Source organism: Amycolatopsis sp. NPDC049253, from assembly GCF_040678995.1.
GTDB lineage: Bacteria > Actinomycetota > Actinomycetes > Mycobacteriales > Pseudonocardiaceae > Amycolatopsis.
In genome coordinates this window covers 1-23,787 of record NZ_JBFAQX010000041.1, presented here as the reverse complement: position 1 = coordinate 23,787, position 23,787 = coordinate 1, and the positions used below count along the sequence as shown (strand labels likewise).

General features: G+C 71.3%; 25 protein-coding genes and 2 pseudogenes. 12 read left to right on the top strand and 15 right to left on the bottom strand.

Going from position 1 to position 23,787, the window contains the following annotated elements; all coding sequences use genetic code 11:
• Positions 1-46 precede the first annotated feature (46 nt).
• The 5 genes from AB0K15_RS44055 to AB0K15_RS44035 form a co-directional block, all read right to left on the bottom strand.
• A complete protein-coding gene (locus AB0K15_RS44055; RefSeq protein ID WP_364065978.1) occupies positions 47-628 on the bottom strand; it encodes a DsbA family protein in 582 nt (193 codons plus the stop codon).
• A gap of 111 nt (positions 629-739) precedes the next feature.
• On the bottom strand, positions 740-1,525 hold the full coding sequence (locus AB0K15_RS44050) for an alpha/beta hydrolase (RefSeq protein WP_364065975.1): 786 nt from the start codon (positions 1,523-1,525) through the stop codon (positions 740-742).
• A complete protein-coding gene (locus tag AB0K15_RS44045; RefSeq protein ID WP_364065972.1) occupies positions 1,522-2,241 on the bottom strand; it encodes a nitroreductase in 720 nt (239 codons plus the stop codon). The genes AB0K15_RS44050 and AB0K15_RS44045 overlap by 4 nt, the downstream gene beginning before the upstream one ends.
• Before the next feature lie 19 nt (positions 2,242-2,260).
• Positions 2,261-2,770: a DUF4863 family protein gene (locus tag AB0K15_RS44040; protein ID WP_364065969.1), complete on the bottom strand. Its 510-nt coding sequence runs from the start codon at positions 2,768-2,770 to the stop codon at positions 2,261-2,263.
• 79 nt (positions 2,771-2,849) lie between these two features.
• Positions 2,850-3,602 carry an arylamine N-acetyltransferase gene (locus AB0K15_RS44035; RefSeq protein WP_364065966.1) on the bottom strand — a complete coding sequence of 251 codons (753 nt, stop codon included), beginning with the start codon at positions 3,600-3,602 and terminating at the stop codon, positions 2,850-2,852.
• A gap of 118 nt (positions 3,603-3,720) precedes the next feature.
• On the opposite strand from AB0K15_RS44035, the gene AB0K15_RS44030 reads away from it, so the two are divergent.
• Together AB0K15_RS44030 and AB0K15_RS44025 are read left to right on the top strand one after the other, a co-directional pair.
• The gene (locus AB0K15_RS44030) at positions 3,721-4,398 is read left to right on the top strand and encodes a TetR/AcrR family transcriptional regulator (protein ID WP_364065964.1); all 678 of its coding nucleotides are present in this window, start codon (positions 3,721-3,723) and stop codon (positions 4,396-4,398) included.
• Positions 4,399-4,546: 148 nt separating this feature from the next.
• Entirely contained in the window at positions 4,547-4,750 is a 204-nt protein-coding gene (locus AB0K15_RS44025; protein WP_364065962.1) for a hypothetical protein, read from the top strand.
• Positions 4,751-4,793: 43 nt separating this feature from the next.
• Here AB0K15_RS44025 and AB0K15_RS44020 read toward each other — a convergent pair whose 3' ends face one another.
• Positions 4,794-5,231 (bottom strand): Rid family hydrolase, encoded by a 438-nt coding sequence (locus tag AB0K15_RS44020; protein ID WP_364065960.1) that lies wholly within the window; start codon positions 5,229-5,231, stop codon positions 4,794-4,796.
• Positions 5,232-5,386: 155 nt separating this feature from the next.
• Here AB0K15_RS44020 and AB0K15_RS44015 point away from each other — a divergent pair, with 155 nt between their 5' ends.
• Positions 5,387-6,310: a helix-turn-helix domain-containing protein gene (locus tag AB0K15_RS44015; RefSeq protein ID WP_364065957.1), complete on the top strand. Its 924-nt coding sequence runs from the start codon at positions 5,387-5,389 to the stop codon at positions 6,308-6,310.
• Here the strand turns inward: AB0K15_RS44015 and AB0K15_RS44010 are convergent.
• The gene (locus AB0K15_RS44010; protein ID WP_364065954.1) at positions 6,307-6,771 is read right to left on the bottom strand and encodes a helix-turn-helix domain-containing protein; all 465 of its coding nucleotides are present in this window, start codon (positions 6,769-6,771) and stop codon (positions 6,307-6,309) included. The genes AB0K15_RS44015 and AB0K15_RS44010 overlap by 4 nt on opposite strands.
• A gap of 75 nt (positions 6,772-6,846) precedes the next feature.
• Between AB0K15_RS44010 and AB0K15_RS44005 the strand changes: the two genes are divergently transcribed.
• Together AB0K15_RS44005 and AB0K15_RS44000 are read left to right on the top strand one after the other, a co-directional pair.
• On the top strand, positions 6,847-7,419 hold the full coding sequence (locus AB0K15_RS44005) for a hypothetical protein (RefSeq protein ID WP_364065949.1): 573 nt from the start codon (positions 6,847-6,849) through the stop codon (positions 7,417-7,419).
• 987 nt (positions 7,420-8,406) lie between these two features.
• Positions 8,407-9,729 (top strand): hypothetical protein, encoded by a 1,323-nt coding sequence (locus tag AB0K15_RS44000; RefSeq protein ID WP_364065946.1) that lies wholly within the window; start codon positions 8,407-8,409, stop codon positions 9,727-9,729.
• A 24-nt stretch (positions 9,730-9,753) separates the two neighbouring features.
• On the opposite strand, the gene AB0K15_RS43995 is transcribed toward AB0K15_RS44000, so the two are convergent.
• Positions 9,754-10,449: a TetR/AcrR family transcriptional regulator gene (locus tag AB0K15_RS43995; RefSeq protein WP_364065943.1), complete on the bottom strand. Its 696-nt coding sequence runs from the start codon at positions 10,447-10,449 to the stop codon at positions 9,754-9,756.
• A 132-nt stretch (positions 10,450-10,581) separates the two neighbouring features.
• Here AB0K15_RS43995 and AB0K15_RS43990 point away from each other — a divergent pair, with 132 nt between their 5' ends.
• The 4 genes from AB0K15_RS43990 to AB0K15_RS43975 all read left to right on the top strand — a co-directional run bounded on the left by AB0K15_RS43990 (position 10,582) and on the right by AB0K15_RS43975 (position 13,598).
• The gene (locus AB0K15_RS43990) at positions 10,582-11,301 is read left to right on the top strand and encodes a sigma-70 family RNA polymerase sigma factor (protein WP_364065940.1); all 720 of its coding nucleotides are present in this window, start codon (positions 10,582-10,584) and stop codon (positions 11,299-11,301) included.
• Between the two features lie 37 nt (positions 11,302-11,338).
• Entirely contained in the window at positions 11,339-11,560 is a 222-nt protein-coding gene (locus AB0K15_RS43985; protein ID WP_364065936.1) for a hypothetical protein, read from the top strand.
• A gap of 153 nt (positions 11,561-11,713) precedes the next feature.
• Complete coding sequence (locus AB0K15_RS43980; RefSeq protein ID WP_364065933.1) at positions 11,714-12,658, top strand: LLM class flavin-dependent oxidoreductase; 945 nt, start codon at positions 11,714-11,716, stop codon at positions 12,656-12,658.
• Positions 12,659-12,770: 112 nt separating this feature from the next.
• Positions 12,771-13,598, top strand: coding sequence for an IclR family transcriptional regulator (locus AB0K15_RS43975; protein WP_364065930.1), 828 nt, complete (start codon positions 12,771-12,773; stop codon positions 13,596-13,598).
• Between the two features lie 261 nt (positions 13,599-13,859).
• Here AB0K15_RS43975 and AB0K15_RS43970 read toward each other — a convergent pair whose 3' ends face one another.
• The 3 genes and pseudogenes from AB0K15_RS43970 to AB0K15_RS43960 form a co-directional block, all read right to left on the bottom strand.
• Positions 13,860-15,329 carry a dihydroorotase family protein gene (locus AB0K15_RS43970; RefSeq protein ID WP_364065927.1) on the bottom strand — a complete coding sequence of 490 codons (1,470 nt, stop codon included), beginning with the start codon at positions 15,327-15,329 and terminating at the stop codon, positions 13,860-13,862.
• Between the two features lie 187 nt (positions 15,330-15,516).
• Positions 15,517-16,155 (bottom strand): annotated as a pseudogene (locus AB0K15_RS43965) (FAD-binding protein); the annotation flags it as partial.
• A 358-nt stretch (positions 16,156-16,513) separates the two neighbouring features.
• Complete coding sequence (locus AB0K15_RS43960) at positions 16,514-17,455, bottom strand: helix-turn-helix domain-containing protein (RefSeq protein ID WP_364065924.1); 942 nt, start codon at positions 17,453-17,455, stop codon at positions 16,514-16,516.
• Positions 17,456-17,548: 93 nt separating this feature from the next.
• Between AB0K15_RS43960 and AB0K15_RS43955 the strand changes: the two genes are divergently transcribed.
• A complete protein-coding gene (locus AB0K15_RS43955) occupies positions 17,549-19,153 on the top strand; it encodes a DUF885 domain-containing protein (protein ID WP_364065921.1) in 1,605 nt (534 codons plus the stop codon).
• Between the two features lie 10 nt (positions 19,154-19,163).
• Positions 19,164-20,507, top strand: a complete 1,344-nt coding sequence (locus tag AB0K15_RS43950) for a carboxylesterase family protein (RefSeq protein WP_364065918.1) — start codon at positions 19,164-19,166, stop codon at positions 20,505-20,507.
• Between the two features lie 3 nt (positions 20,508-20,510).
• Here the strand turns inward: AB0K15_RS43950 and AB0K15_RS43945 are convergent, their stop codons facing one another.
• The 4 genes and pseudogenes from AB0K15_RS43945 to AB0K15_RS43930 all read right to left on the bottom strand — a co-directional run bounded on the left by AB0K15_RS43945 (position 20,511) and on the right by AB0K15_RS43930 (position 22,649).
• Positions 20,511-20,969 (bottom strand): MarR family transcriptional regulator, encoded by a 459-nt coding sequence (locus tag AB0K15_RS43945; RefSeq protein ID WP_364065915.1) that lies wholly within the window; start codon positions 20,967-20,969, stop codon positions 20,511-20,513.
• A 75-nt stretch (positions 20,970-21,044) separates the two neighbouring features.
• Positions 21,045-21,377, bottom strand: a complete 333-nt coding sequence (locus AB0K15_RS43940) for a nitrile hydratase accessory protein (protein WP_364065912.1) — start codon at positions 21,375-21,377, stop codon at positions 21,045-21,047.
• Positions 21,378-21,387: 10 nt separating this feature from the next.
• Positions 21,388-22,366 (bottom strand): annotated as a pseudogene (locus AB0K15_RS43935) (nitrile hydratase subunit alpha).
• Positions 22,293-22,649 carry a hypothetical protein gene (locus tag AB0K15_RS43930; protein ID WP_364065909.1) on the bottom strand — a complete coding sequence of 119 codons (357 nt, stop codon included), beginning with the start codon at positions 22,647-22,649 and terminating at the stop codon, positions 22,293-22,295. The pseudogene AB0K15_RS43935 and the gene AB0K15_RS43930 overlap by 74 nt, the downstream one beginning before the upstream one ends.
• A 121-nt stretch (positions 22,650-22,770) precedes the next feature.
• Between AB0K15_RS43930 and AB0K15_RS43925 the strand changes: the two genes are divergently transcribed.
• Entirely contained in the window at positions 22,771-23,697 is a 927-nt protein-coding gene (locus AB0K15_RS43925) for a DJ-1/PfpI family protein (protein WP_364065906.1), read from the top strand.
• Positions 23,698-23,787: the final 90 nt, after the last annotated feature.

The following is a 23,787-nucleotide window of genomic DNA, read 5'->3' as shown; positions in this document are numbered from 1 at the left end:
TGACCTGCGAAGACTTCTGTGACACGAATCCCGGGAGGGGCGGGGTTCAGCGGAGAGACCCAGCCCACGTCTCGAACCATCCACGGGGCCGCAACCCGCTGAAGCTCCGGCCGCCCGCCACCCAGGCGGGGGTGCCCTCGACGCCGTTCTCGTACGCGAGGATCGCCGAGCGGCCCACGGCACGGTCCGCTTCGCCCGATTCCCAGGCCGCGCGGACGATCTCGGGGTCTCCGCCGGCTTGCTCGGTCAGCTTCAGGAGCAGGTCGCGGGATTCGAGGTCCTTGCCTTCGCCGAAGTAGGCGTTGAACACGGAGGTGGCGAAGCGGTCGGCGACTTCGGGGTCGTCGAGCGTGGCGTACGCGCCGAGCGCAGGCAGCGAGTAGGCGATCCGGTCCGTCCACTCGAGAGGCAGGCCCGCGGCTTCGGCCTCACGGGCGAGGAACTCGTAGGTCGGGCCGACGCGGGGACCGGCCGGGCTGCCGCCGGGGCCGATCTCGGGGTGGATCTGCAGCGGGTGTTCGGTCACCACCACGCCGTGTTCGCGGAGCACCCGGTTGCGGTCCTGGGCGATGTAGCAGAAGGGGCAGAGGAAATCGAACCAGTGTTCCACGGTCGGGGTCGTGGCCATCGCGGGCTCCCTTCGCGTTGTTTCGATACGGTTATTTCACGTAACGAAACAACCGGGTTGCATAGTCCCGAGGGCGCGCGTGCGCGCCGCGTCCGGCTCTCGTGTGCGGGGTCAGGCGAGAACGGCGCGCAGCCAGGCCGCCGTCGTCGCGAGGTTCACCGGGCCGTCGAACGCGGCGTCTTCGTGCCCGGCCCCGCCGAGCAGCACGAAATTGCTCCTCGCCCCGGCCCGCACCAGCGCGTCGTGCAGCGCCCGGCTCTCCCCCGGCGGCACGATCCGGTCGCGGTCGCCGTGGGCGATCAGGAACGGTGGCGCCGACTCCGAAACCCGCGTCAGCAGTGAATGCCCGGCGGGGTCGGCGCCGCCGAGGAAGTCGGCTTCGAAGTGGAACGGCAGCAGCTTCGCCTCCAGTTCACTGCGCGCCGCCGTGGCCGCGAGGTCGGCTTGCCCGAACCAGTGCACCGCGGCCTGCACGGCGCTGGACTCGTCGAGGTTGCCGCCGACCGTCCCCTCCAGCTCGGCGTCACCCGGCGACAACGCCAGCAGCGAACCCAGGTACGCGCCGGCGGACGCGCCCCAGACCCCGAGCCGCCCGGTCTCGAGGCCGAGACGCCCTCCGTTGGCCCGCACCCAGCGCACGGCGCCCTTGACGTCGTGCACCTGCTGCGGGAACACCACCCCCGGTGCCAGGTGGTAATCGACGGACACGACGGTCACACCGTGGTCCGCCAAAGGCGCCTGCCGGCGCGCGGCCTCGCCGCGCCTGTCGCCGCGGGTCCACCCACCGCCGTGCAGGTAGAGCACGACGGGTGCCCCCGCCGTGGGAGCGTGGTAAATGTCCACCATCAGCCGGGTGCCGTCCACCGTCGCGTAGACGAGGTCGCGGTCGACCGTCACGCCGGCTCCGCCTGGTGGGTGACAGCGGCGGAATCGTAGAAGGTGACGAAGGATTCCACCGGTTCCCGCGTTGTGCGATAGCCACCGAGGCGGTGGTCGTCGTCGGCATGGCCGAGCGCGATTCCGCACACGACGATGTGGTCGTCCGGGATGGCGAGGTGCCGGCGCAACACCGGGTGGTAATCGATGAACGAAGCCTGTGCGCAAGTGTGCAGCCCGGCTCCGCGCGCGGACAACATCAGCCCCTGGAGGAACAGGCCGGCGTCCACCAGCGCACCCTGCAATGGTGCCCGGCTCACCGTGAGCACCAGCCCCACCGGCGCGCCGAAGAAGTCGTAGTTGCGCCGGTGGTGGCCGCTGCGGCCGGCGGTGTCGTCGGCCGCGATGCCGAGCGTTTCGGAGTAGAGGCCTTCACCGAAGCGACGGCGCCGCGAGCGGAACGGCTCGGGCCACGAGTCCGCCGCCGGCTGGTAGGCGAACTCGCCGACGGCGCGGCGGCCCTCGTCGTACGCGCACAGCAGGTCGGTCGTCAACGCGCGCTTGGCGGCGCCCGTGAGCACGTGGACCTGCCACGGCTGGCTGTTGGAGTTGCTGGCCGAGGACGACGCCAGCGCGAGCAGCCGTTCGACCTCCGCGCGCGGCACGGGCGTCGGCAGGAACGCCCGGCAGCTGCGCCGCGTCGCCATCGCTTCCTCGATCGTGGACGCCGGGTTCATGGCGCTGGGCTCTCCCGGTTCAGGCCGCGGGCGGCTGGATGTCGTAGGAGATCCGGCCGGCGGGCAGGTAGAACAACGCGATCAGCGCGCCGCCCTTGACCTCCGGGTAGTGGTGACTGCCGGGGCCGGGTGCGGTCCAGCCGGGGCCGCTCCAGCCGTTCGGGCCCATCAGCTTCGCGTCGGGGTCGAGCGGCACCACGAGATTGAGCTCGCCGTACGGGTGCTGGTGGTACTGGCCCCGGAACGGCTCGACGCTGTCCATGAACACGGCCGTGATGCTGAAGTAGTTGAGCACACCCTGCGGGTCGGCGATGCGGCTGCGGCGGTACTTCTTGCCCTCGACCTCGATGTTGGCGGCCCAGCCTGCCTCGACGCCCTCGGTGATCATGCGCGCCAGGTCCTGGTAGAGCTCGCTGTCCGGTCCGTAGCGGGTGTTGAGCCAGGACTCGAGCTCCCCGCCCGCGGTGCGGTTCTTCACCTCGTCGAGGAACGGGATGCTGCGGTCGATCAGCTCCTGGGGCGTGGTCATCGTCGACTCCGTTCGGTCCGCTGTGGTTCGGCGTTCTCGAACCGTACGTCCGCGTTTAGTTACAGTCAAGACTTGTAACTTAATTCGGCACCCGGTCGAGGCTCATCCCGAAGTGCTCGTGATAGGCGGCGAGGATCGCGGCGTCGCCTTCCAGCACCCGCTCGACGCGTTTCCCGCCGGTCGTCTCGATGAGGCGGGTGCCGGTGATCGTCACGCGTCCGTCCGCGGTCGAGCGCGAACACGTCGGCCGCTGTGTGAACGGCGAGGCGGGCGAGGTCTCGTGGAACCACGCCGTGGCGGCGAAGTCGTCGAGCTCGCGCGGCCGCGACTCGAGCCGGTAGACGATCGCGCCGTCGCACACCACGTCGACGTCGCCGTGCGGCGCGGGCTCGACGGTGAACCGGCCGCCCGGATCGACCTGGACCTCGGTCGTCGCCAGCCGCAGCGGCGCGAGGCTGAAGCGGCCGTAGCCGACGTCGACCAGCCACGGTTCGTCCAGCTGCACGCGCAGCGCCAGGTGGTCGAACGGCGGCCCGAAGAACCCCTCCCGGCGCATCACGCGGCCGGCCAGCAGCTGCACGTCGAACCCGACTTCGCGCAACAGCAGGGCGAAAGCCCCGTTGAGCTCGTAACAGAGCCCGCCACGACGCCGGCCCACGATCTTGCCGAGCAGGGCCGGCTCCGCCAGCTCGATCTGCTCCCCCAGGTAGAACCCGAGGTTCTCGAACGGCACGGTCTCGAGGTGCCGCCGCTGCAGTTCGCGCAGTGCCGCCGGATCCGGCACCGACGGGCGGACCGTGCCGATCCGGCGGAGGTAGTCCTCGACGTCCACGATCGTTCCTCCAGCGCTGTTTCATTACAGTGAGTACACGTAACGATCAGGATAACAACCCTGTCGTGTAACGGATCGGATATGCTTCGCTGATCGGCTTTCTCGGCGAGGTGGGAACATGGCGCGGACACGCGAAACGACGGCGGACGAGCCGGTCGGCACCGAAGACGGACCCCGGCCGGGCGGCCGCCCCCGGGACGCCGCGCTCGACGAGGCGATCATCCTCGCCACGCGCCGTCGGCTCGTCCTCGACGGCTACTCCCGCATGACGATCGGCGACATCGCCTCCGACGCGAAGGTCAGCCGCCCGACGCTGTACCGGCGCTGGGCCACGAAGTTCGAGCTCGTCGTCGACGCGCTCGACTACGGTTTCCGCAAGCAGCGCGACATGTACGCGTTCGACCTCAGCGGACTCGAGCCGCGCGAGGCGCTCACGGAGGCCGTCCGCCGGCTCGACCCGGCGTACTTCAACCCGGACGCCATGGTGCTCATGGGCAACTTCGCGGGCGAGGCGATCCGCACCCCGGAGCTGCTCGACATCCTGCGCAAGCACGCCGTCGAGCCCCGCCTGGAGCTCGTCGAAAGCGTGCTGACGCAGCTGCAGGACCGCGGCGCCGCGCGGGACGAGATCGACAAGCACACCATCGCGACCATGTGCTTCGGCAGCTACTTCGCGGCGTTCTACCGCGGGGAAGCCAAAACGGAGATCCCCGAGGCGGTCGTCGCCGTACTCTGGCCGGCACTGGAGAAGAAGCCCGCGCCGCGGCGCCGGGCGTCCACTTCGGGCAAACGGTGATACGCATCCGTTCCGATCATTGACTGTAACGTAAACCGAGGCATAATCGGCACCATGCCGCCTGTGCCCTCGATGGACGTCCACGAAGCCCTCTACACCACGCGGATGATGCGGCGCATGCGCGGCCGCGCCTTCGCAGCGCACGAGCGTGCTGAGCCTGTTCATCGCCTTGCAGAGCACGTCGGGGATCATCGCGCCGTGGGCGACGGGCGCGCTGATCGACGGCGCCGGCAACCAGGTCGACCGCTGCAACACCGCGTTCGTGGTGATCGGGATCCTGTGCGCGATCGGCGGTGTGGTGGCGGCGTTCTTCGTCGACGCCGGCCGCGACTCGGCGCACGACGCCGCCTGAGCGCCCTCGCCGGATTCCCCGGCAAGGGCGCTCTTCGGACGGGTCAGACCCGCGCGATCAGCTTGATCTCCACGAGCTGCTCGGGGAAGGCGAGTCGCGTCGTGCCGACCAGCGTGCTGGCGACCTGCGGGTCCTCCCGTCCGTAGGCCGCCTTGCGCACGGGACCCGCCACGGCGAAGGCCGCGTCGATGTCGAGGACGTAGAGCACTTCTTCGACGACGTCGGCCAGCGACGCGCCGAAGCGCTTCAGCAGCTCGGCGGCGTTCACGTACGAGCGGCGCATCTGCTCTTCCATGGCGGAAAAGTCGGTGACGGCACCGTTGGAGTCCACGGGCGCGGGCGCCACGAGCCGGTCTCCGTCGTGGGACAGCTGGCCGGAGACGTAGATGGTGTCGCCGTGTTTCACGGCCTGGACGTAGCCGTAGCTGCCTTCCCACGGGACCCCGAAGTTCTCCGTGGTCCTCTCGATCGGCTTGCTCATGGGGTTTCAGCCTTCCTGCTGCGTGGTCGATTTCGAACACTACGAGCGTGGACAGGGCGCTCACCAGCCGTTTCGATGCCAGATTGGGCAAGGATCGTGCCACGGCGGGTAGCCTGGCGGGAGTTTGGTTCCGGTGCGATCCGAGGAGACGTCCGTTGCCCCGCACGCAGCTGGTCGTGGCGCTGCTGGCCGTGCCCCGGGTCATGGGGCTCGACTTCAGCATCCCCGCGCACATCCTCGGCCGGCAAGAGGGTTACCACGTGCTCGTGTGCGGCAAGGAGACCACGGGTTCGCCGCTGGGCGTCACGCCGACCCATTCGCTGGCCGGCGCGCCGGAGGCCGACATCGTCGTCGTGCCCGGGTACGACGAACCCGAGGTACCGCTGCCCGAGGAGTACCTCGACGTGATCCGCCTCGGTGCCGACCGCGGTGCCCGCGTGGTGGCGATCTGCACCGGCGCGTTCGCGCTCGCGCAGAGCGGCGTGCTGGACGGCCGCGAGGCGACCACGCACTGGCGGTACCTCGCCGCGTTGCGGGAGCGGTACCCGGCGGTGCGCGTGCTGGAGAACCAGCTGTTCGTGGAAGACGGAAAGATCCTCACGTCAGCGGGGGCCGGCGCCGGAATCGACGCGTGCCTGCACCTCATCCGCACCGACTTCGGTGCGGCGGCCGCCCACGAAGCCGGCAAGGAGGTCGTGGCCTCCCCCGCCCGTGGTGGCGCGCAGCCGCAGTACGTCGACGTGCTCACCGCCGCGCGCACCGATCTTTCGGCCACGCGCAGCTGGGTCATGGAGCACATCGGCGACCCGATCACCGTCCAGCGCATGGCCGAGCGCAGCAACCTGCCGCGCCGCACGTTCATCCGGCACTTCGAGCTCGAGACGGGCATGTCGCCGATGCGCTGGGTCGTCAACCACCGCATCCTCAGCGCACGGCGGCTGCTGGAGACCTCCGACTGGCCCGTCGAGCGCATCGCGGCGGCCACCGGTTTCGGGACGGCGGCGAACTTCCGGACCATCTTCCGCCGCGAGGTGGGCACGACGCCGACCGGCTACCGGCGTACGCACAGCTCACTCTAGATCGGCGGGCCGTCTGACGTTTTTGTTGTCAGGGCGTGGTTTTCGCGGCCGCGCGCCGGCGACCAGCCCGCGGAGAGCAGGCTCGTGGCGACGGCGTCGCGCAGGGCGTTGACGAGCTTGGGCTCCACTTCGGAATAGAAGGCGTAGAGCTGCTTCAGCGCGTGCGTGATGCGCTCGGCCGGCTCGCCGATCGCTTGCCGGCCTTCGAAATCCGGGCGCGGGTGCCGGCCCCAGAAGTGCGCGGAGCAAGCGGCCAGCTGGTCCTCCTCGGTCGGGAAGTAGCGGTAGACGGTGTGGCGCTGCACGCCGGCGGTCTCGGCGATGCCCGCGATGGTGGTGCGCGCGGGACCGATCGACCCGTGCAGCTCGACACCCGCCTCCGTGATCCGGAGGCGGGTGTCCTCCATGGCTTCGGCTCGCCGGCCCATCCGGTAGGCCCGGGTCGCCTTCTCCGCAGCCATCGTTTCGCTCCTCGCCGCACGGTCGTTCCAGGATAACGGCCGTTTCTGTCGGGGGTGGGTGACACCATGGCGGGTATGTGGGGACGCAAGCAGAAGGACCTGGCCGCCGACACCGCGGCCGAGGCCGTCGAGTTCGCGCGGCCGCTCGTGCACGGCGGCTTCAGCACGCGTGCCGACGTGGCGGTCGCGATCACGGAGTACTTCGAGCCGGACTCGGTGTCGCCGTCGCAGGCGCGCGCGGTGGTCGACCGGCTTCGGCAAGCGCGGCTGGAGGAACAACGCACGTGGCCTCCGGTGACCGACCCGGATCGCGTGCTGGCGGCGTTTTCGGCTCTGGCGGCCGAGGGTGTCGTGGCCCGGGCGGACTTCGCGTGCTGCCAGAACTGCGGCCTGACGGAAATCGGCGCCGAGGCCACCCCGGGCGACCGGGGGTTCGTGTTCTTCCACCAGCAGGACACGGCCCGGGCTGTCGACGGAGGCGAACTGCTGCTGTCCTACGGCCGGCTGGCCGACTCCCCGACCGCCACGGCAGCGGTGGGCCAGGTCGTGGCCGCGGCACTGCGGGCGCAGGACCTGTCGGTGACGTGGGACGGGTCGCCGGAGGAGCGGATCCGGGTGGATCTGGAGTGGCGGAAGCGGCTGGGTTGAGGGCTGGGGGTATGACCACATCGGACTCGTGATTTCGGGGGAGGGTCGGGGTGTGGTGGTGAATCGCTTGACGCCTTGGCCTGGCGGTCGGGGTGCGGGCGGGAAGCTCGGAGCCGGGAGCCCCGGGCGGTGCGAAGGTTGACGCCGCCGAGCGCCGGGGTGCGGGCACAAAGCCGGGGCGCCAGGGCAGGGGCGAAGGTTCGCACCGTCCAGCGCCGGGGTGCGGGCGCGAAGCCGAGAGCCGAGCAGGGCGGCAAGTCCGCACCGCCCAGCATCAGAGCGCTGACGCAGAACCGAGAACCCAGACACCCGCGCAGACCGGAGGGCTCGCGCCGCCCAGCGTCGAGGTACGGGCGCGAAAGCCGGAAGCCTCGGCAGGGCGGAAGGTAAGCACCACCCAGCGTCGAGGTACGGGCGCGAAAGCCGGAAGCCTCGGCAGGGCGGAAGGTAAGCACCACCCAGCGTCGAGGTACGGGCGCGAAGCCGAGAGCCGAGACACCCGAGGCAGCGCGGAATGTCCGCACCGCCCAGCCGCGGAGCACGCCTGCAGGACCGGGAGCCGCGGCACCCGGGCAAGGCGGATGGTCCACACCGCCCAGTGGCGGAGCACAGACACAAAGCCAAGAACCCAGACACCCGAGGCAAGTCGAAGGCCCGCACCTCCCAGCTTCGGCCGCGAACGCCGTGCCACTCGTCCGCTGCTGCGAGGGGCGGAGCGGCACTCAGACGCCGACCACGCCGTGACCCGCCGTCGGTGACCGAGCGGCGCGGCAGCTCCTGGCCGGAAGTTGCCAAGTCCAGCCGGTGAGGCGACTGCGTGGCGACAATCGCGCCGGACTGGCTCGGGGGGTCGCGGGCGCCGGTTCGGTACCGGGACCCCTCCCGGGATGCGTGGTCACAATCGGCGGCGGTCGTCGTGTGGTGTGGGAAAGGGAGCCGATGTACGAACCGCCGTGGGTGCCGGTGCGTCGGAGCGGTGCGGGTGCGGTGGCGGTCGGGAACGCGTCGTTCCTGGGCGTCGGGTACCTGTTGCTGGGGCGGCGGAGGACGGCGGTCGGGAACGTCGTGGGCACGGTTGTGCTGGCGGTGCTGCAGGTGACGGCGTTCCCGACGGTGTGGTTCGAGATCGTGGTGCTGGTGTGGTGGGCGGCCGGCATCGTGCACGGGTGGTTCCTCGCGGGCCCGGCGGCGAGGAACCGGTGGCAGGACTGGGTCGTGGCGCTGGCGGTCGCGGTGCCGGTGCTCGTGGTGGCCGCGCTGCTGCGGTTCGACGCGGGCTCGATCGCTCGCGTCGTGGCCGACGCGCGCGGCAGCGGTGACTGCGCCAAGGCCGAGGCGGCGCTCGACCGCGTGTGGTGGAGCCACCGCCTCGCCGACGCGCCGCTGGCTGCCGCCGGTGACGCGACGGCCGAGGCGTGCGGCCGGCTCCGTACGGCGGCCGAAGCACTCGCCGAAGGTCTGCCCGGAAACCCCGATCAGCTGAAGGCCGGTTTCGACATCCTGGCCGGAGTGCGGACCGAACTGCCCGGCCACGACCGCATGGCCGACGTCGTGCTCGACGGTTTCCTCGCCAAGCTGCCGGCGCAGAACCCCTGCGACCTCGCCGTGGACACCGACTGGTTGCGGACCCACCAGCAAGCCGGCGCCGTGGTCGACCTCACCCGGCCCGGCGCTCTCGTCGCATGCGCCGACGGCCTGCTGGCCGACAATGACTGGCGAAGCGCCGGCACGCGGTACCAGCAGGCGCTCGATGAGTACCCGCACAGCGCGGTCGCAGCGAGGGCCACCGAAGGCGTCCAGAAGGCCAAGGTGGCGGGCGAACTGGCGAACGTCCGCAGCCTCCTGTCGAACACCAGCGCACCCGAGTACTGCAGCAAGCCCGCCCCGTACAGCGCCGCGCCGCCCTACGGCAAGGGCACGAACCGCGCGATCTTCTCCGGCAACGACGACTTCACCAACCGCCTCCCCGCCGACTGGCGCGTGACCGACCCGACGAAGGCCGTCCTCATCGTCTGCGCCGGCGACGACACCAACGGCACCGCCGTCCGCACCTGCCAGTACGAGGGCACCTTCACGGGCTTCCCCGACGACGTCACGTTCCACAAGATCGCCATCCCCCTCAAGGCCTACGAACTCCGCACCGGCAAGCTCGTCGCCGACACCAAGGTGGAGATCGGCGGCACCAGCTGCCCGCCGTCGGTCTCCTACACCTCCTACGGCTACACCGACCTGGGCCCGCCGCCCGACATGGCGGTCGACGCCTCGGACGCCGACGTCCGCGCCGCCTTCGCGTCCCTCGTCACCCGCTGAACGCGCGAACAGTCCACAAGAGACTCAGGAATCCCCCGGCCCGGCAACACTTTCCGGCAACGGCACGTCCGGGTCCAGGGTGATGCCGCCCGCGCGAAGGGCGTCGTCGAGGATGTGCCAGGTCCAGCGGGCCAGGAGGGTGGCCAGGTCGGCCTGGTCGAGGCCCCGGGGGTTTTCCAGCCAGCGCGCGGTGCTGGACTCGACGAGCCCGACGAGTGCGAACGCGATCGTGTCCGCGACGCGCGTGTCCATCGCGTACGCGACGAGGTAACGCTCGAACAGCACGGTCAGCTGGCGGGCGATGGCGGTTTTCACGTCGGCGACCACGTCGCGGGTGCCGGGGCGGCCGGAGACCCGCGTCAGGTAGCGGTAGAGGTGGGCGTGGTCGGCGAGCCAGCGCGTGTGGGCGCCGATCGCGCCGCGGATCATCTGCATGGGGGTGCCCGGCGGGTCCCACAGGGGCGCGAACTCGGCGGTGATCAGCTCGCCCGCGCGGTCGGCGATGGCGCACTGCAGGTCGGTGGCATCGGCGAAGTGCTTGTACAACCGGGTGCGCGCGACGCCCGCTTCCTCGGCGATCTGCTCGGTGGATACGTCCGGCCCGTGCCGCGCGATGGCACGCAGCCCGGCCTCGACGAACTCGCGACGGCGACGTTCTCGCTGGCCGGCCCAGCGCGCCGCCCGGCCGTCGGCCTTGTGCGGGGTGCCCGGGGACGTCATCGGCGGGAAGTGTAGCGCTGCCCTCAATATCGGGTACACTTCTGTACCTGTTACTTTGAGTGCCTATTGAACACGTTAAGTATCCGTACGGAGAGTGTCCATACGATCCTGGAGAGCCGCGTGAGGAGTTGCGTGGACGACGCGCCACCGGACCCGGTGCTGCTCGCGGCCGTCCGGGCCGGCGACCTCCATGCGAGCGGGGCGCTCTACCTGCGCCACGTCGAGCCGATGCGCCGCACCGCCGCGCGCTGGCGCCACCAGCCGGCGGAGTGCGAGGACCTGGTCGCCGAGGCGTTCACGAGGGTGATCACCACCGTGCGCGCGGGCGGCGGGCCACGGGACAATGCCCGGCCGTACCTGATCGTCACGATGCGGAACCTCGCCGCGCGCTGGAGCCGCCACCACAACCGCGTCGACCTGTACGAGACCGTCCCCGAACTCGCCGATGTGCGGTCGGTGGCCGAGGAAGAAGCGCTCCGACGGTCCGACGTCGACCTCGTCTGGTCGGCCTACTGCACGTTGCCCGGGCGGTGGCGAACGGTCCTGTGGCGCACCGCCGCGGAAGGGGACTCGACCGCGGAGGCCGCGCTACTGCTGGGCGTCTCGCCGAACTGCGCCGCCGTCCTCGCCGGGCGGGCGCGCGAGGGGCTGCGCCAGGCATACCTGCAGGTCCAGGTGCCGCACGCCGAGGATCCGAACTGCGCGGAGGCACGCCGCAACCTGGGCGCGTGGGTGCGCGGCGGGCTGTCGCGGCGGCGTTCGACGGTGATCGGCGGGCACGTCGCGGGGTGCGCGCCGTGCCGGGACGTGACCGCGGGGCTCGCGGAGGTCAACGACGAACTTCCGGCCTGAGAGGGAACCGCAGGGGAACATCACGAGGAGGGGAACCATGAGCGAGGAACCACTGGTGCGCGGCCACCGCGTCACCTACCTGCCGGGCAAGCGCAAGCCCGGCCCCCAACGCCTGTGCCGGCGCGGCATCGTGACCGGCCCGCCCGTGCTCGACACCGACACCGACGTCACCTGGGTCCCCGTCCAGGCCGACGGCACCCACGACGCCGACGAATGGGTCCGCGCCGACGCGATCATCGACGTGGTGGCCCCGACATGACCCAGCCCGACACCCCGATCTTCGACACGCTGATCACGGAAGCCGGTCTCGACTGGCCGGAGGAGACGCCGGCGGACGAACCCTCCTGACGCGGGAACCGCAAGCGGTACGTTCTCGTTGCCAGGCACGGAGAACGTCCGGGAGGAAGCCACCGTGAAGATCGGTCTCGTCGCGCCACCTGATCTCGACGTCACCCAGTTCGTCGAGTACGCGCAGCGCGCCGAACGGCTGGGGTTCGACGAGCTGTGGGTGGTCGAAGACTGCTTCTTCCGCGGGGGCGTCGCGCAGGCCGCGGTGGCGCTGGCCAAGACCGAGCGCGTCCAGGTCGGCATCGGCGTCTTGCCCGCCGGGGCGCGGAATGTCGCGTTCGCGGGGATGGAGGTGGCGACGCTCGCCGGGATGTTCCCCGGGCGGCTGCTGGCCGGGATCGGGCACGGGATGCCGGCGTGGCTGCGGCAGGCCGGGGCCTGGCCGGAGAGCCCGCTGACGTTGCTGCGCGAGTATTTCACCGCCGTGCGGGCGATCCTCGCCGGCGAGCGGGTCAGCTTCGACGGCGCCGAAACACGGCTGCGCGACGTCCGGCTGCAGAGCCCGCCGAAGGTCGTGCCGCCGTTGTACGCGGGGGTGCGCGGCCCGAAGTCGCTGGCGCTCGCGGCCGAGGTGGCGGACGGGACGATCCTCGCGGAGCCCGTCACACCGGAGTACCTGCGGGCCGTGCGCGAGATCGTCGGGGCGGACCACGAGCTCATCGCCTACAACGTCGCGGCCGTCGACGACTCCCCGGCCCGCGCGCGGGCGCTGGCCCGGCGGGCGCTCACGGCGATCGGCGAGCCGGACTGGGCGCCGCACCTCGCACCGTTGCCCTTCGCCGAGGAGTTCGCGGCGCTGCGCAAGGCGGCCGGGTCGCGGGAGGAGTTCGCGGCGGCGCTGCCCGAGGAGTGGGTGGACCGGCTGGCGGTGGTGGGCACGCCGGCCGACGTCCGGGCCCGGCTCGCCGAGCTCGAGGCCGCCGGCGCGGGCCACGTCGTGTTCATCCCCGCGGGGCCGGACCTCGCGGTGGCCGTGACGGCACTGGCGCGGGTCCTGCCGTATCGCTGACCGGAACAAGGTGGTCCCGAAAATGCTCCGGAAACGGTAACGTGGGCGCCAGCGCGAAGTTCACCGAGGTTCCCACCAGCGGAACACAACCAGAATTCCGAGGATCACCGGTTTGAGCACCCAGAGCACCGCCGGGCGCAAGCCCGCAGCTTCGCCCGACAACGCCGGCACGGAAGCGGCCGCGCGCGTCGCCGACGTGCTGCTGCTCTTCACGGGCGGGCCCCGGTATCTGGGGGTGAGCGCGATCAGCCGGGAGCTGGGGCTGGCGAAGGCCGTGGTGCACCGGATCCTGCAGTCGCTCGTGTCGCGGGAGATGCTCGCCACCGACCCGGGGGTGGCCGGCTACCGGCTCGGGCCGGCGGCGGTGGCGTTGGGGGCGAGCGCGCTGCGGAGGTTCGATGCGCGGACCGTCGCCACGCCGGTGCTGCGTCGGCTGCGTGATGACACCGGTGAGACGACGACGTTGTCCGGATTGGTCGGCGACGAGCGGGTGTACCTGGATCAGTTCGAGAGTCCCCGTGAGATCAAGATGACGGTCGACATCGGGCGGCGGTTTCCGTTGCACGCCGGGTCGTCCGGGAAGGTGATTCTGGCGTTTCTGCCGGAGGAGCGGCAGGCGGCGGTGCTGGGGCGGGAGTTGCCGGCGTTGACGGAGAAGACGATCACGGCGGCGGATGATCTGCGGGCGGTGCTGGCGGAGACTGCCCGTGAAGGGGTTGCGGTGTCGTTGGGGGAACGGCAGCCGGGTGCCGGGTCGGTCGCGGCGCCGTTGTTCGGGCCGGATGGGGAGATTCACGGGTCGATCAGTATTTGCGGGCCGCAGTACCGGTTCACGCCGGAGGTGGTGGGGCGGTATCGGGGGTTGGTGAGAGATGCCGCGGAGGAGATACGGCACAGCTGGGCTTGGTTGAGCGATTCCGGGGATTCCTCTGCGCGGTGAGGTTTTGCTCCGCGCAGGGCGTGTTGAGTTCGGAGAGCACCCCGAAGCTGGCGTGTGTTGACGGCAAGGAGGCTTCGGATCGGGGTGCGGGGCCGGGTCTGGGTGCTGGGTTTCGTTGCGTGGGTGGGCGGCGGTTGTGAGGGTGCCGCGGCCTGGGCATGTGGTGAGTTGTGCGGGTAGGCGGCGGTTGTGAGGGTGCCGCGGGCAAAAGAAAAGTGGGCCCTCCGTGCCGAAGCACGAAGGGCCCGCTGTCGGGTTGGGTCAGCGGCCGCGCTTGAGGTAGTGGCCGATGGGGTCGCCGGTGATCTTGCCGTCGGCGTAGACGTGGTGGCCGCGGACGAAGGTGTCGGTGACCTTGGCGGTCCTGTCGAAGCCCTCGAACGGGGTGTACTCCTGGGTGGACTCCGAGTCGGCCGCGTGGACGGTCCAGCGGACGTCGGGGTCGACGAGGGCGAAGTCGGCGTCGTAGCCCTCGGCGATGGTGCCCTTGGTGAGCAGGCCGTAGCGGCGCGCGGGGTTCGTCGAGGTGAGCTGGGCGATGCGCCGCAGGGAAAGCTCGCGCTTGGTGCCCTCGCCGACGAGGCCGGGCAGGAGGTACTCGGCGCCGCCGAAGCCGGACTTCGCCAGGAAGACGTCGTCGCGGTCGGAGCCGAACTTGAGCTCGTCGCGGCAGCAGGCGTGGTCACTGACGACCCAGTCGACGTCGCCGGCCAGGACGTGGCGCCAGAGGGCCTCGACGTCCTCGCGTTCGCGCAGGGGCGGGTTGACCTTGCCGCCGATGCCGGACGCGGTGTCGACGTCGGCGAGGAGGTGGCCGATGGTCATCTCGCGGCGGAAGTCGATCTGCGGGAACGCCTTGCCCATCGTCAGGGCGGCCGAAAGAGCCTTCTTCGACGACAGGTGCAGCAGGTTGATGTTCGGCAGGCCCGTCTCGTGCGCCAGGTACGACGCGATGGTCACCGCGACGCCCTCGGAGTGCGGCGGCCGCGAAGCGCTGTACGCGCGCAGGCCCGAGAGCGAACTGTCCTGCTCCACCAGCTTCGGGTGCACGGTCATGATCTCGGCCGTCTCGCAGTGCAGCGAGAGCGACAGGTGCGGCGCGTACTCGGTGAGGATCTCGCGCGCGTTCTGCACGCCGCGCATCACGAACTCGAAGTGCGCGATGTCGTAGCGCTCGTCGGGAGGGATCATGAGGAAGTCGCTCTGGCTGGTCGACCGGCCGTGCAGCCCGTGGCTTCCGTAGAACATGAAGATCTTGAACGACGTGACGCCGTGTTCCTCGACGAGGTACGGGATCTCCGAGATGTGCTCGGAGCTCATCGGCGCGAGGTGGAACGCGTAGTCCACGTACGCGTTGCCCTGCGCCGCCGAGAGGACCTCGGGGAAGAAGTCGCGGTAGCTGCCGCCCTTGTTCAGGTAGTACTGGCCCGTGCGCATGTACGTCAGCGACGTGGTGACGCCGCCCTGCGCGCTCGCGCGGCTCTCGGTACGGGTGTCGGTGGCGAGCTCGTTGTAGATGCCCCAGTGCTGGTGCGCGTCGACCACGCCGGGGAAGGCCGGCAGGCCGCGGCCGTCGACCACCCGGGCGGCGTCGTCCTCGGGCAGGTTCGGCGCCACCCGCGTGATCTTGCCGTCGTTGACGGCGATGTCCAGCAGTTCCGGCTGCGACCCGTCGGGGTCGTCGGGCCGGACGACCCGGACGTTCTTCACGAGCAGTTCCGTGGTTGCCATTCTTCTCCTCCGCTTGCGATAGGGGAAAGTCAGTGGTGACGGCGGGCGACGTCGCCCGCGGCCAGGTAGGCGAGGCCGAACGCGGGCAGCAGCCCGTTGCCCGGCAGGTAGCCGCGGCGCCGTGGCCGGAGATGCTCTCGGCCGCGCCGCCGGCGGCGTAGAGGCCGCGGATCGGATTGCCCTGCGTGTCGAGCACGGCCGCGTTCTCGTCGACCATCAAGCCGCCCTGGGTGTGGAACAACGCGGGCACCACGCGGTCCGCGGCGTAGCGCCCGGAAAGCGGGCGTTCCCCGTTGGTGCGGCCGAACTCGTCGGCCCGCTCGCCCCGCGCGATCGCGGCGACGAAAGACAGCTCATCGGCCAGCGCGTCCGCCGGAAGCCCCGTCACGGCAGCCAGGCCGGCGTGGTCGGCCCACGCCAGTGCGCCCGACGCGACGGTGTCCCGGAAGTCCTGGAACGGCTGGCACTGCTCGAAAATCGTCTCGTCCAGCACGATCCAGCCGGTACAGTCCGGCCGTGCGGCCAGCTCCGCGGCGTACTCCGAGTACCCGCGCGTCTCGTCGCCGAAGCGGCGGCCGCCGAGGTCGACGAGGAACGCGCCGTGGATGATCGTCGCCCAGCCCACGAGCGTGCCGGCGTTCGCCGCGACCGCGCCGTGGCCCTGGTACGCGTCGAGGAACCCGGTGGCGGCACCGAGCTTCTCGCCGATGCGCAGCGCGTCGCCCAGCGACTGATCACTGCCCTGGTAGAGCGCGCCCGCGATCTCCGGCAGATGCCGCGCGACGAGGTCCTTGTCGGCGCCGAAGCCGTTGGTGGCCAGCAGCACCGCGCGCGTCGGGATCTCTTCCTCGATCCCGTCCGGATAACGCACCACGACCGCGCACACCGCCGGAATCGGACAGCACGTCGATCAGCTTGACCGACGGCACCGAGGTGGAGGAACGCGTGGACGTCAACCGCGGCGGCCGGACAACCCGCTGTCGGCCGACGAGCTGGCCACGAAGTTCCGCCTCAACGCCACGCGCGTGGTCTCGGCGGACACGGCCGATCGGATCACGGAGCTGACCTACGGGCTGGCGGGCCTCGGCGCCCTCTCGGAGCTCACCGGCTTGCTGCACTGATCCCCCGGCCAGGCGCGGCGGTCGGCGTCGCGTCCGGCCGGTTCCACTGCCCAGTGCCACCGCTCAGCGCCGCTGAAAGCTGCCCCGGTAGGCCTGCGGGCTGGTGCCCACGATGCGTTTGAAGCGGTCGCGGAACGACGTCGGCGAGCCGAAGCCGACCTGGCCCGCGATGCGGTCGACGCCGTGGTCGGTGGCTTCCAGCAGGTGCTGCGCCTGGCGGATGCGGGCGCGCAGCAGCCACTGCAACGGGCTGGTGCCCGTCTGCTCGCGGAAGCGGCGGTTGAGCGTGCGGCTGCTCATGCCGGCGTGGGCGGCGATGTCGTCGAGCGTGAGGTCCTTCGCGCAGTTCTCGTCGAGCCAGCGCAGCACCGGTTCGAGCACCGAGCCGCGCGGGGTGGGCGGCTGGTCGTGGACGATGAACTGCGCCTGGCCGCCCTCGCGTTCGAGCGGCATCACAGACAGGCGGGCGGCGTCGGCGGCGACCGCGGAACCGTGGTCGCGGCGGATGAGGTGCAGGCAGAGGTCGAGGCCCGCGGCCGCGCCGGCCGAGGTGAGGATGTTGCCGTTGTCGACGTACAGCACGTCGGCGTCGACCTCGATCGCCGGGTAGCGGGCGGCGAGCTCCGGCGCGGCGACCCAGTGCGTGGTGGCGCGTTGCCCGTCGAGCAGGCCGGTGGCGGCGAGGATGAACGCGCCGGAACAGATGGACGCGATGCGCGTGCCGTTCGCGGCGGCTGCGCGCAGGGCGTCGACGACATCGGTGGGCACCGCTTCGAGCTCGTCTCGGCCGGGGACGATGATCGTGTCCGCTTCGGCGAGGGCTTCGAGGCCGAGCCGCGGCCGGATCGTGAATGCGCCGGCGTCGATCTCCTCGGCCGGACCGCAGACGCGCACCCGGTAGGCGGCGCGGCCGTCGGGCAGGCGCGTGCGGGTGAACACCTCGATGGGCGTGGCCAGGTCGAACGGCACGACCTTGTCCAAGGCGAGGATCACCACGGAGTGCATGGCGGGATCCTAGTGGTCACCGGTGTTCTCGCCAAGCAGCGTGACTTCCCGAAGTTCACACCGGCTCCGCTGAGCGGGTATAGCGTGAGCCGCGTGACGCCGATCTTCCAGCTCTCCGACGAGCACGTGACCGCAGAAGCCGCTCTCGATCCCGTCGCAGCGACGATGCGCGGGATCACCACCCCCGACCCCGCCACGCTCACCGACTTCTCCCCCGACGGTTTCGACGCCCGCGCCGACCAGGCTCGCCGGACGCTCGCGACCCTGGCCACGCTCACACCCGAGTCCACCGAGGACCGCATCGCGGGTGCGCACCTGAAGGAACGGCTGGAAGCGCAGCTCGCGTGGCACGACCTCGGCGAGCCGCTGCGGACCGTGAAGGCGCAGTTCGGCGTGCTGACTTCCTTGCGCGACACCGTCGACATGCTTCCGCGCGCCGGCGACGACGACTGGCACGTGATCGGCGTGCGTCTCGCCGGCGTCGAGACGATGCTGGCGGCCTGGCAGAGGTCCCTGCGCACCGGCCTCGACCGCGGCCTCGTCGCCGCGCGCCGGCAGGCCCTGGAGACGGCGGCACAGGCCGACCGGTTCGCCGGCGTCCACGAAACCCTCGTGACGGCTTACGGCGACGGGCCGCTCGCCCTCGACCTGCGCTCCGCCGCCGACGCCGCCCACCGCGGCTACGCCGAGCTGGCCCGCTTCCTGCGCGAGGACTACGCACCGCACGCGAGCAGCGTCGAGGGCGTCGGGGCCGAGCGCTACGCGGCCGGCGCGCGCCTGAGCCTGGGCGCGGACATCGATCCGGCCGAGGCGTACGAGTGGGGCTGGGCCGAGCTGGAGCGCATCGAGCAGGAGCTGGCGGCGGAGGCGGCCCAGGTGCGTCCGGGCGCTTCGGTCCCGGAAGCCATGGCACTGCTCGACGAGCAGTACTTTGTGGACGGTGAACCGGCCTATGTGGACTGGCTGCGCGCCGCCCACGACCGCGCCATGGCCGAGGCGGGAGCCCACTTCGACATCCCGGACCCCCTGCGCGCCATCGACGTGACCATCGCACACGGCTCCGGTTCGGGCGCGCCGTACTACACGGGCCCGAGTGAAGACGGCGTCCGCCCGGGCCGCACGTGGTGGCCGCTCGGCGGGCGTTCGCGCTTTGCCGTGTGGTCGGAGCTGACCACGGTGTTCCACGAGGGCGTGCCGGGCCACCACCTGCAGATCGGCACGGCGAAGCTCGCCGCCGACCGTGTCAGCCGCTTCGCCCGCGTGCACTCCGTCAGCGGCCACGCGGAGGGCTGGGCGCTCTACGCGGAGCGCCTCGCCGACGAGCTCGGCTGGTACACCCAGCCCGGCACCCGCCTCGGCATGCTCGCGGGCTCCGCCATGCGCGCCGCCCGCGTCGTCATCGACATCGGCGCCCACCTGGACCTGCCCCTGCCCGACGGTTCCCGCTGGGACTTCGACACGGCCTGCCGTGTGCTCCACGAACGCGGCCTGGCGGCCGAGCACCGCGTCCACCCCGAGGTGGTGCGCTACCTCGGCTGGCCGGGCCAGGCGATCGCGTACAAGCTGGGCGAGCGGGCCTGGCTCGCCGCCCGCGCCGAGGCGGCGTCCCGCCCGGACTTCTCGCTGCGCCAGTGGCACCACGACGCGCTCGCGGTGGGCCCGGTGGGGTTGGCGGCGCTGCAGGACGCGCTGCGCTGAGGCCGCGCCCGTGACCGTCGTCCGCACCAGCTCGGGCAAGGTGCTCGGCCGCCGGAGCGCCCACGGCGTCACCTTCGCCGGGATTCCGTACGCGCCGACGCCGGCCGGGGCGGCGCGGTTCGCCGCACCGGGGCCGCCGCCGCGGTGGGACGGCGTCAGGGGCGCGGCGAGAGCCGCCGCGCCCCAGCGGACGCGGCCGTTCGGGCGAGCCGATCTGTCGCCGGTTCTCGGGACGACGACGGCACGAGGCGACTACCTCAGCCTCACCGTCTCCACGCCGGATCCCGGGACGAGGAACCTGCCCGTGCTCGTTTTCCTGCACGGCGGGGGCTTCGCCACCGGGACCGGCCAGGCGCCCGTGTACGCCGGGGACGCCTTTCCCCGCGACGGGATCGTCCTGGTGACCGTGAACTACCGGCTCGGCGCGATCGGCTGGCTCGACCTGCCCGACGCGCCCGCGAATCGCGGGCTGCTCGACGTGCTGGCCGCCCTCGGGTGGATCAACGAGAACATCGCGAACTTCGGCGGGGATCCCGGGAACGTCACCGTCGGAGGGCAGTCCGCCGGCGCCATGCTCGTGCTCGCGCTGCTGACCACACCGACAGACCTGTTCCGTCGCGGGATCAGCCAGAGCGGTCACGCGCTGTGCTGCCACCCGCCCGAGCGCGCGGCGCTCACCACACGAGCGTTCGGGCAAGCCCTCGGTCAGCCGGCCACGGCCGCCGCCCTGGCGGACCTCGGCGACGAACGCATCCTCGACCTGACCGAACACCTCAAGCCGGAGCACGACTTTCTCGACCCGTCGCTCGGCGGCAGCCCCTTCAAACCCGTCCTCGACGGCGAACTCCTGACGCGCCAACCCGCCGAGGGCCTCCGTGGTGACGTCGACCTCCTCGCCGGCAGCAACGCCGAAGAAGCCAACCTCTACTCGATCCCCTTCGCCTTCGACACCACCGAAGCGGACCTCCTCAAGGGTGCCCGACGACGCTTCCCCGATCCCGAAGGCCGCATCGCCCGTTGCCGGGAAACGCATCCCCACGACAACCCCGAGCAGCTCCTCACCCGGCTGATGACCGACGCCTTCAGAGAAGCCGGCCAAAACCTGGGCAAGTACACCTACGACTTCCGCTGGCGCTCCTCCGCGTTCGACGGCCGTCTCGGGGCCTGCCACTGCGTCGAGCTGCCGTTCGTCTTCGACTGCGTGGACCTGCCCGGCCTGCGCGGCGAACACGCGTTGCTCGGCCCCGGCGAAACACCCGCGGACCTCGCCCGCAGCACCCACGCCGCGTGGGTTTCCTTCGTCACCCGAGGAAACCCGGGCTGGACCGAGCCCGGCCCGCAGCGGATCGGCTGAGCGTCACCCGGTCCGCTTGCGCTGATGCTCCACCACGTCGAGCAGCACCGCCTTGAACTGCGTGTAAACGTCACGCCCCAGCCGGCGCGCGTGCCGTTCCTGCAAAGCCGTCATGATCCGGCCGGCGGCACGCATCTCGGCCAGCCCGCGCTCGGTCGGGCAGATCAGCTTCGCCCGGCGGTCGGCGGGATCCGGGCGGCGCTGGACGTACCCGAGGGCCTCCAGCTCGTCGATCATCGTGCCGATCACCTGTTTGTGCTGCCCGGAAAGGCGCGAAAGCTCGGTCGCCCGGACGCCTTCGGTGTCCAGGTAGGCGAGCACGGCACCGTGGCGCGGGTGGAGGTCGGCGAAGCCCTGGGCGGCCAGGGACGTGAAGAGCTCGTGCTGCACGGCGAAGAGCAGCCGCCCGGCGAGGACGCCCAGGTCGGGGTTCGATTCGCTCTTCTCGGCCCGGCTGACCAACCCTGCCGCCTCCTCCGCGTCGCCCCGGGAGCCGCTCGCCCGGTGAGGAGGAAGTCTAGGTGAACGCGCTCACCCTCAGTCGCGGTCCTCGGGGTTGACGTACCCCTCTTCGAGCAGGCCGTGGCGCCGGACGACGGTGCCGAGCGCCGTCACCCAGTGCCGGTAGTACTCCCAGCGGCCCTTTTCGTCGTCGGGCGCGGACTGCCACGAGCCGATCGCCGAGATCAGCCCGCGCTGGAAGTCCTCCCACGCGTAGTGGCCGAACTCCGACAGCGCCACCGCCAGGCCGAACGCGCGCCGCTGCCACTCCGCGTCGAACACGGGCTGCTCGAGGTCCGCCGAACACGACGAGTGGAACTTCACGCGCCCGGTCTCGTCGTAGTTCAGCGTGCTGATGTCGATCGCCACGCCCGCCCCCTCACGCCGCCGGGCCCGCGAGGGCCACGCCGATCATCGACTCCGTCGTCACGAGCTCGGCGAGCTGTTCCTCGCTCCAGCCCGCCGTGCCCGAAGGCCGTGCGGGCACCACGAACCACCGCGAATGCGTCCTTGTACCAGTACGGCGGCAGCCCCAGCACCGGCCATCGGGAGCACGAGCACAGCGAGCAGATCACCAGGTTGTGCACGCCGGGCTCGTTGACCACGGCCGCGATGTGCTCGCCCTCGGCGCCAGCCATGCCCTCGGGCAGGTCCAGCTGCGCGATCGCCTTCGGGGTGTCCGTGGCCAGCAGCCGGGCGAACTCGGGGTCGACCCACGCGCGGGCCACGATCTTCTTGCCGTTGAGCGGCGTCATCTCCGACTCGAAGTAGCCGAGCACCTTGTCCACAGTGGACCCGGTGATCACGCCCTTCTCGATCAGGAGCGCCTCGAGCGCCTTGACTTGCGCGGCGCTCGCCTCCTCGCGGTCGCCGGGGTAGGCGAACAGCTCGCTCATCGGTTTCCGTCCCTCGTCGATCCGGCGGACAAGTAGGTCTCGTACAGCGGGCCGGCCGCGCGCTCGGTTTCCTCGCCCCACAGCTCCTCGGGCTCGAAACCGCACGATGTACACCGGCATCGGCTCCCCGAGCCCGTCGCCGCCGGTCGACACGAAGTACGAGTAGTTGCCCTCGAACACGCGCTCCACTCGACCGCGGTGCCCGCGCAGGTAGCCGGGCAGGCGTGCGTGCTCCGTGGCCGGCGGGTTGCGCACCACGACCTCGTCCCCCACCGCGAACGCCGGCGTGGCCGGGCGACGCCTCGGTGTGTCGCCGCGGCGCAGGTAGTCGAGCACCTGCTCGTCGACGGCCTCGGCTGCGCGATCCGGCAGCGGCGCCCGCGGCTGCTCACGGAAGCGCGCCGTGGCGGCGTCCAGCTCTTCCTGCGTCAGGTAACCCTGCTCGACGAGGTACGCGCTGATGCCGCCCAGCCATTTCTCGTGGTAACGGAACTTGACGTACTCGAACGGGTACACCTCCGGGCCGTGCGCAGGTGGGCCCACGTCCACGTAGTGCGGAACGCGGTGGGCACCGGTCGAGGTCGTAGCCGGCGACGGAGTCGCGCAGGGAGGCGCTCAGGCCCATCATCGCCGCGTGGATGCCGAAGATGCGCTTCTCCGAGTCTTCGACGAACACGCGCTTCTCGTAGTCCAACGGGAAACCCTCGAGGACTTCGAGACCGCCGAAACCGTGTTGCAGCTTCATCCTGGGCACCGCCTTCGCGTCGTCCGAGGAAAAGCCAACACCGGGTAACCGGCCGGAAGCGGACACGCAGCCCACACATCCGGCCCTTTCCCGCCGTCGGGGGCCGTCGTAGATTCCCGGAGTGGGCCTGTCGAGACCGGATGTCCCGATCGCCGTCCTCGTGTTCGACGGCGTCCGGCTGCTCGACGTGACCGGGCCGCTGGAGGTGTTCGACGTCGCCGCCGAGCTCGGCACCGGCTACGTCGTCACGATGTGTTCCCCGGACGGGCGCGACATCACCACGTCGAGCGGCTTGCGCGTCGGCGTCGACCAGGCCGCGGCCGAGGTGACCGCGGTCGACACCCTGGTCGTGCCCGGCGGCGAGTGTCTCGTGAAACCGGGGGCGAACGCCCAGCTGCTCACCTCGATCCGGCACCTCTCGCGCGGCGCCCGGCGCGTGACGTCGGTGTGTGCGGGCGCGTTCGCGCTCGGCGCCGCCGGCATGCTCGACGGCCGCCGCGCCACCACCCACTGGCGCCACGCGGACACGCTGCAGGAGCGCTACCCGGCCGTCGAGGTCGATCCCGAAGCGATCTACGTGCGCGACGGCCGCGTGCTCACCTCCGCCGGCGTCAGCTCCGGCATCGACCTCGCGCTCGCGCTGGTGGAGGAGGACGCCGGCGACGTCCTGGCCCACGAGATCGCGCGCGAGCTGGTGGTCTTCATGCGCCGCCGCGGCGCGCAGCCCCAGCTCTCCGTGCCCGCCCGCACCCCGCGCCCGCGCCGCGACGTCGTCCGCGCGCTCTGCGACGAGGTCGCCGCCGATCCGGCCGGCGACCACTGCCTCACGAGCATGGCGCAGCGCGCCGGGCTCAGCACTCGTCACCTTTCGCGGCTGTTCAAGGAAGGCACGGGGCAGACGCCGGCCACCTACGTCGCCGCCGTGCGCCGGGAAGCGGCGATCGCGCTGGTGATGAGCGGGGAAACGGTGGCCGCGGCGGCGCGGCGCAGCGGGCTGGGCAGTGACGAGACGCTGCGCCGCCACCTGCGGGCGAAGCCGGACGGCTAGCTGTATGAGGCCTTGACGTTGGTGACGCCTGCGTGGAGCCGGGTGGCCGGGGGCCGGTTTCCGGCGGCGGTGTGTGGTCGATGGTAGTTG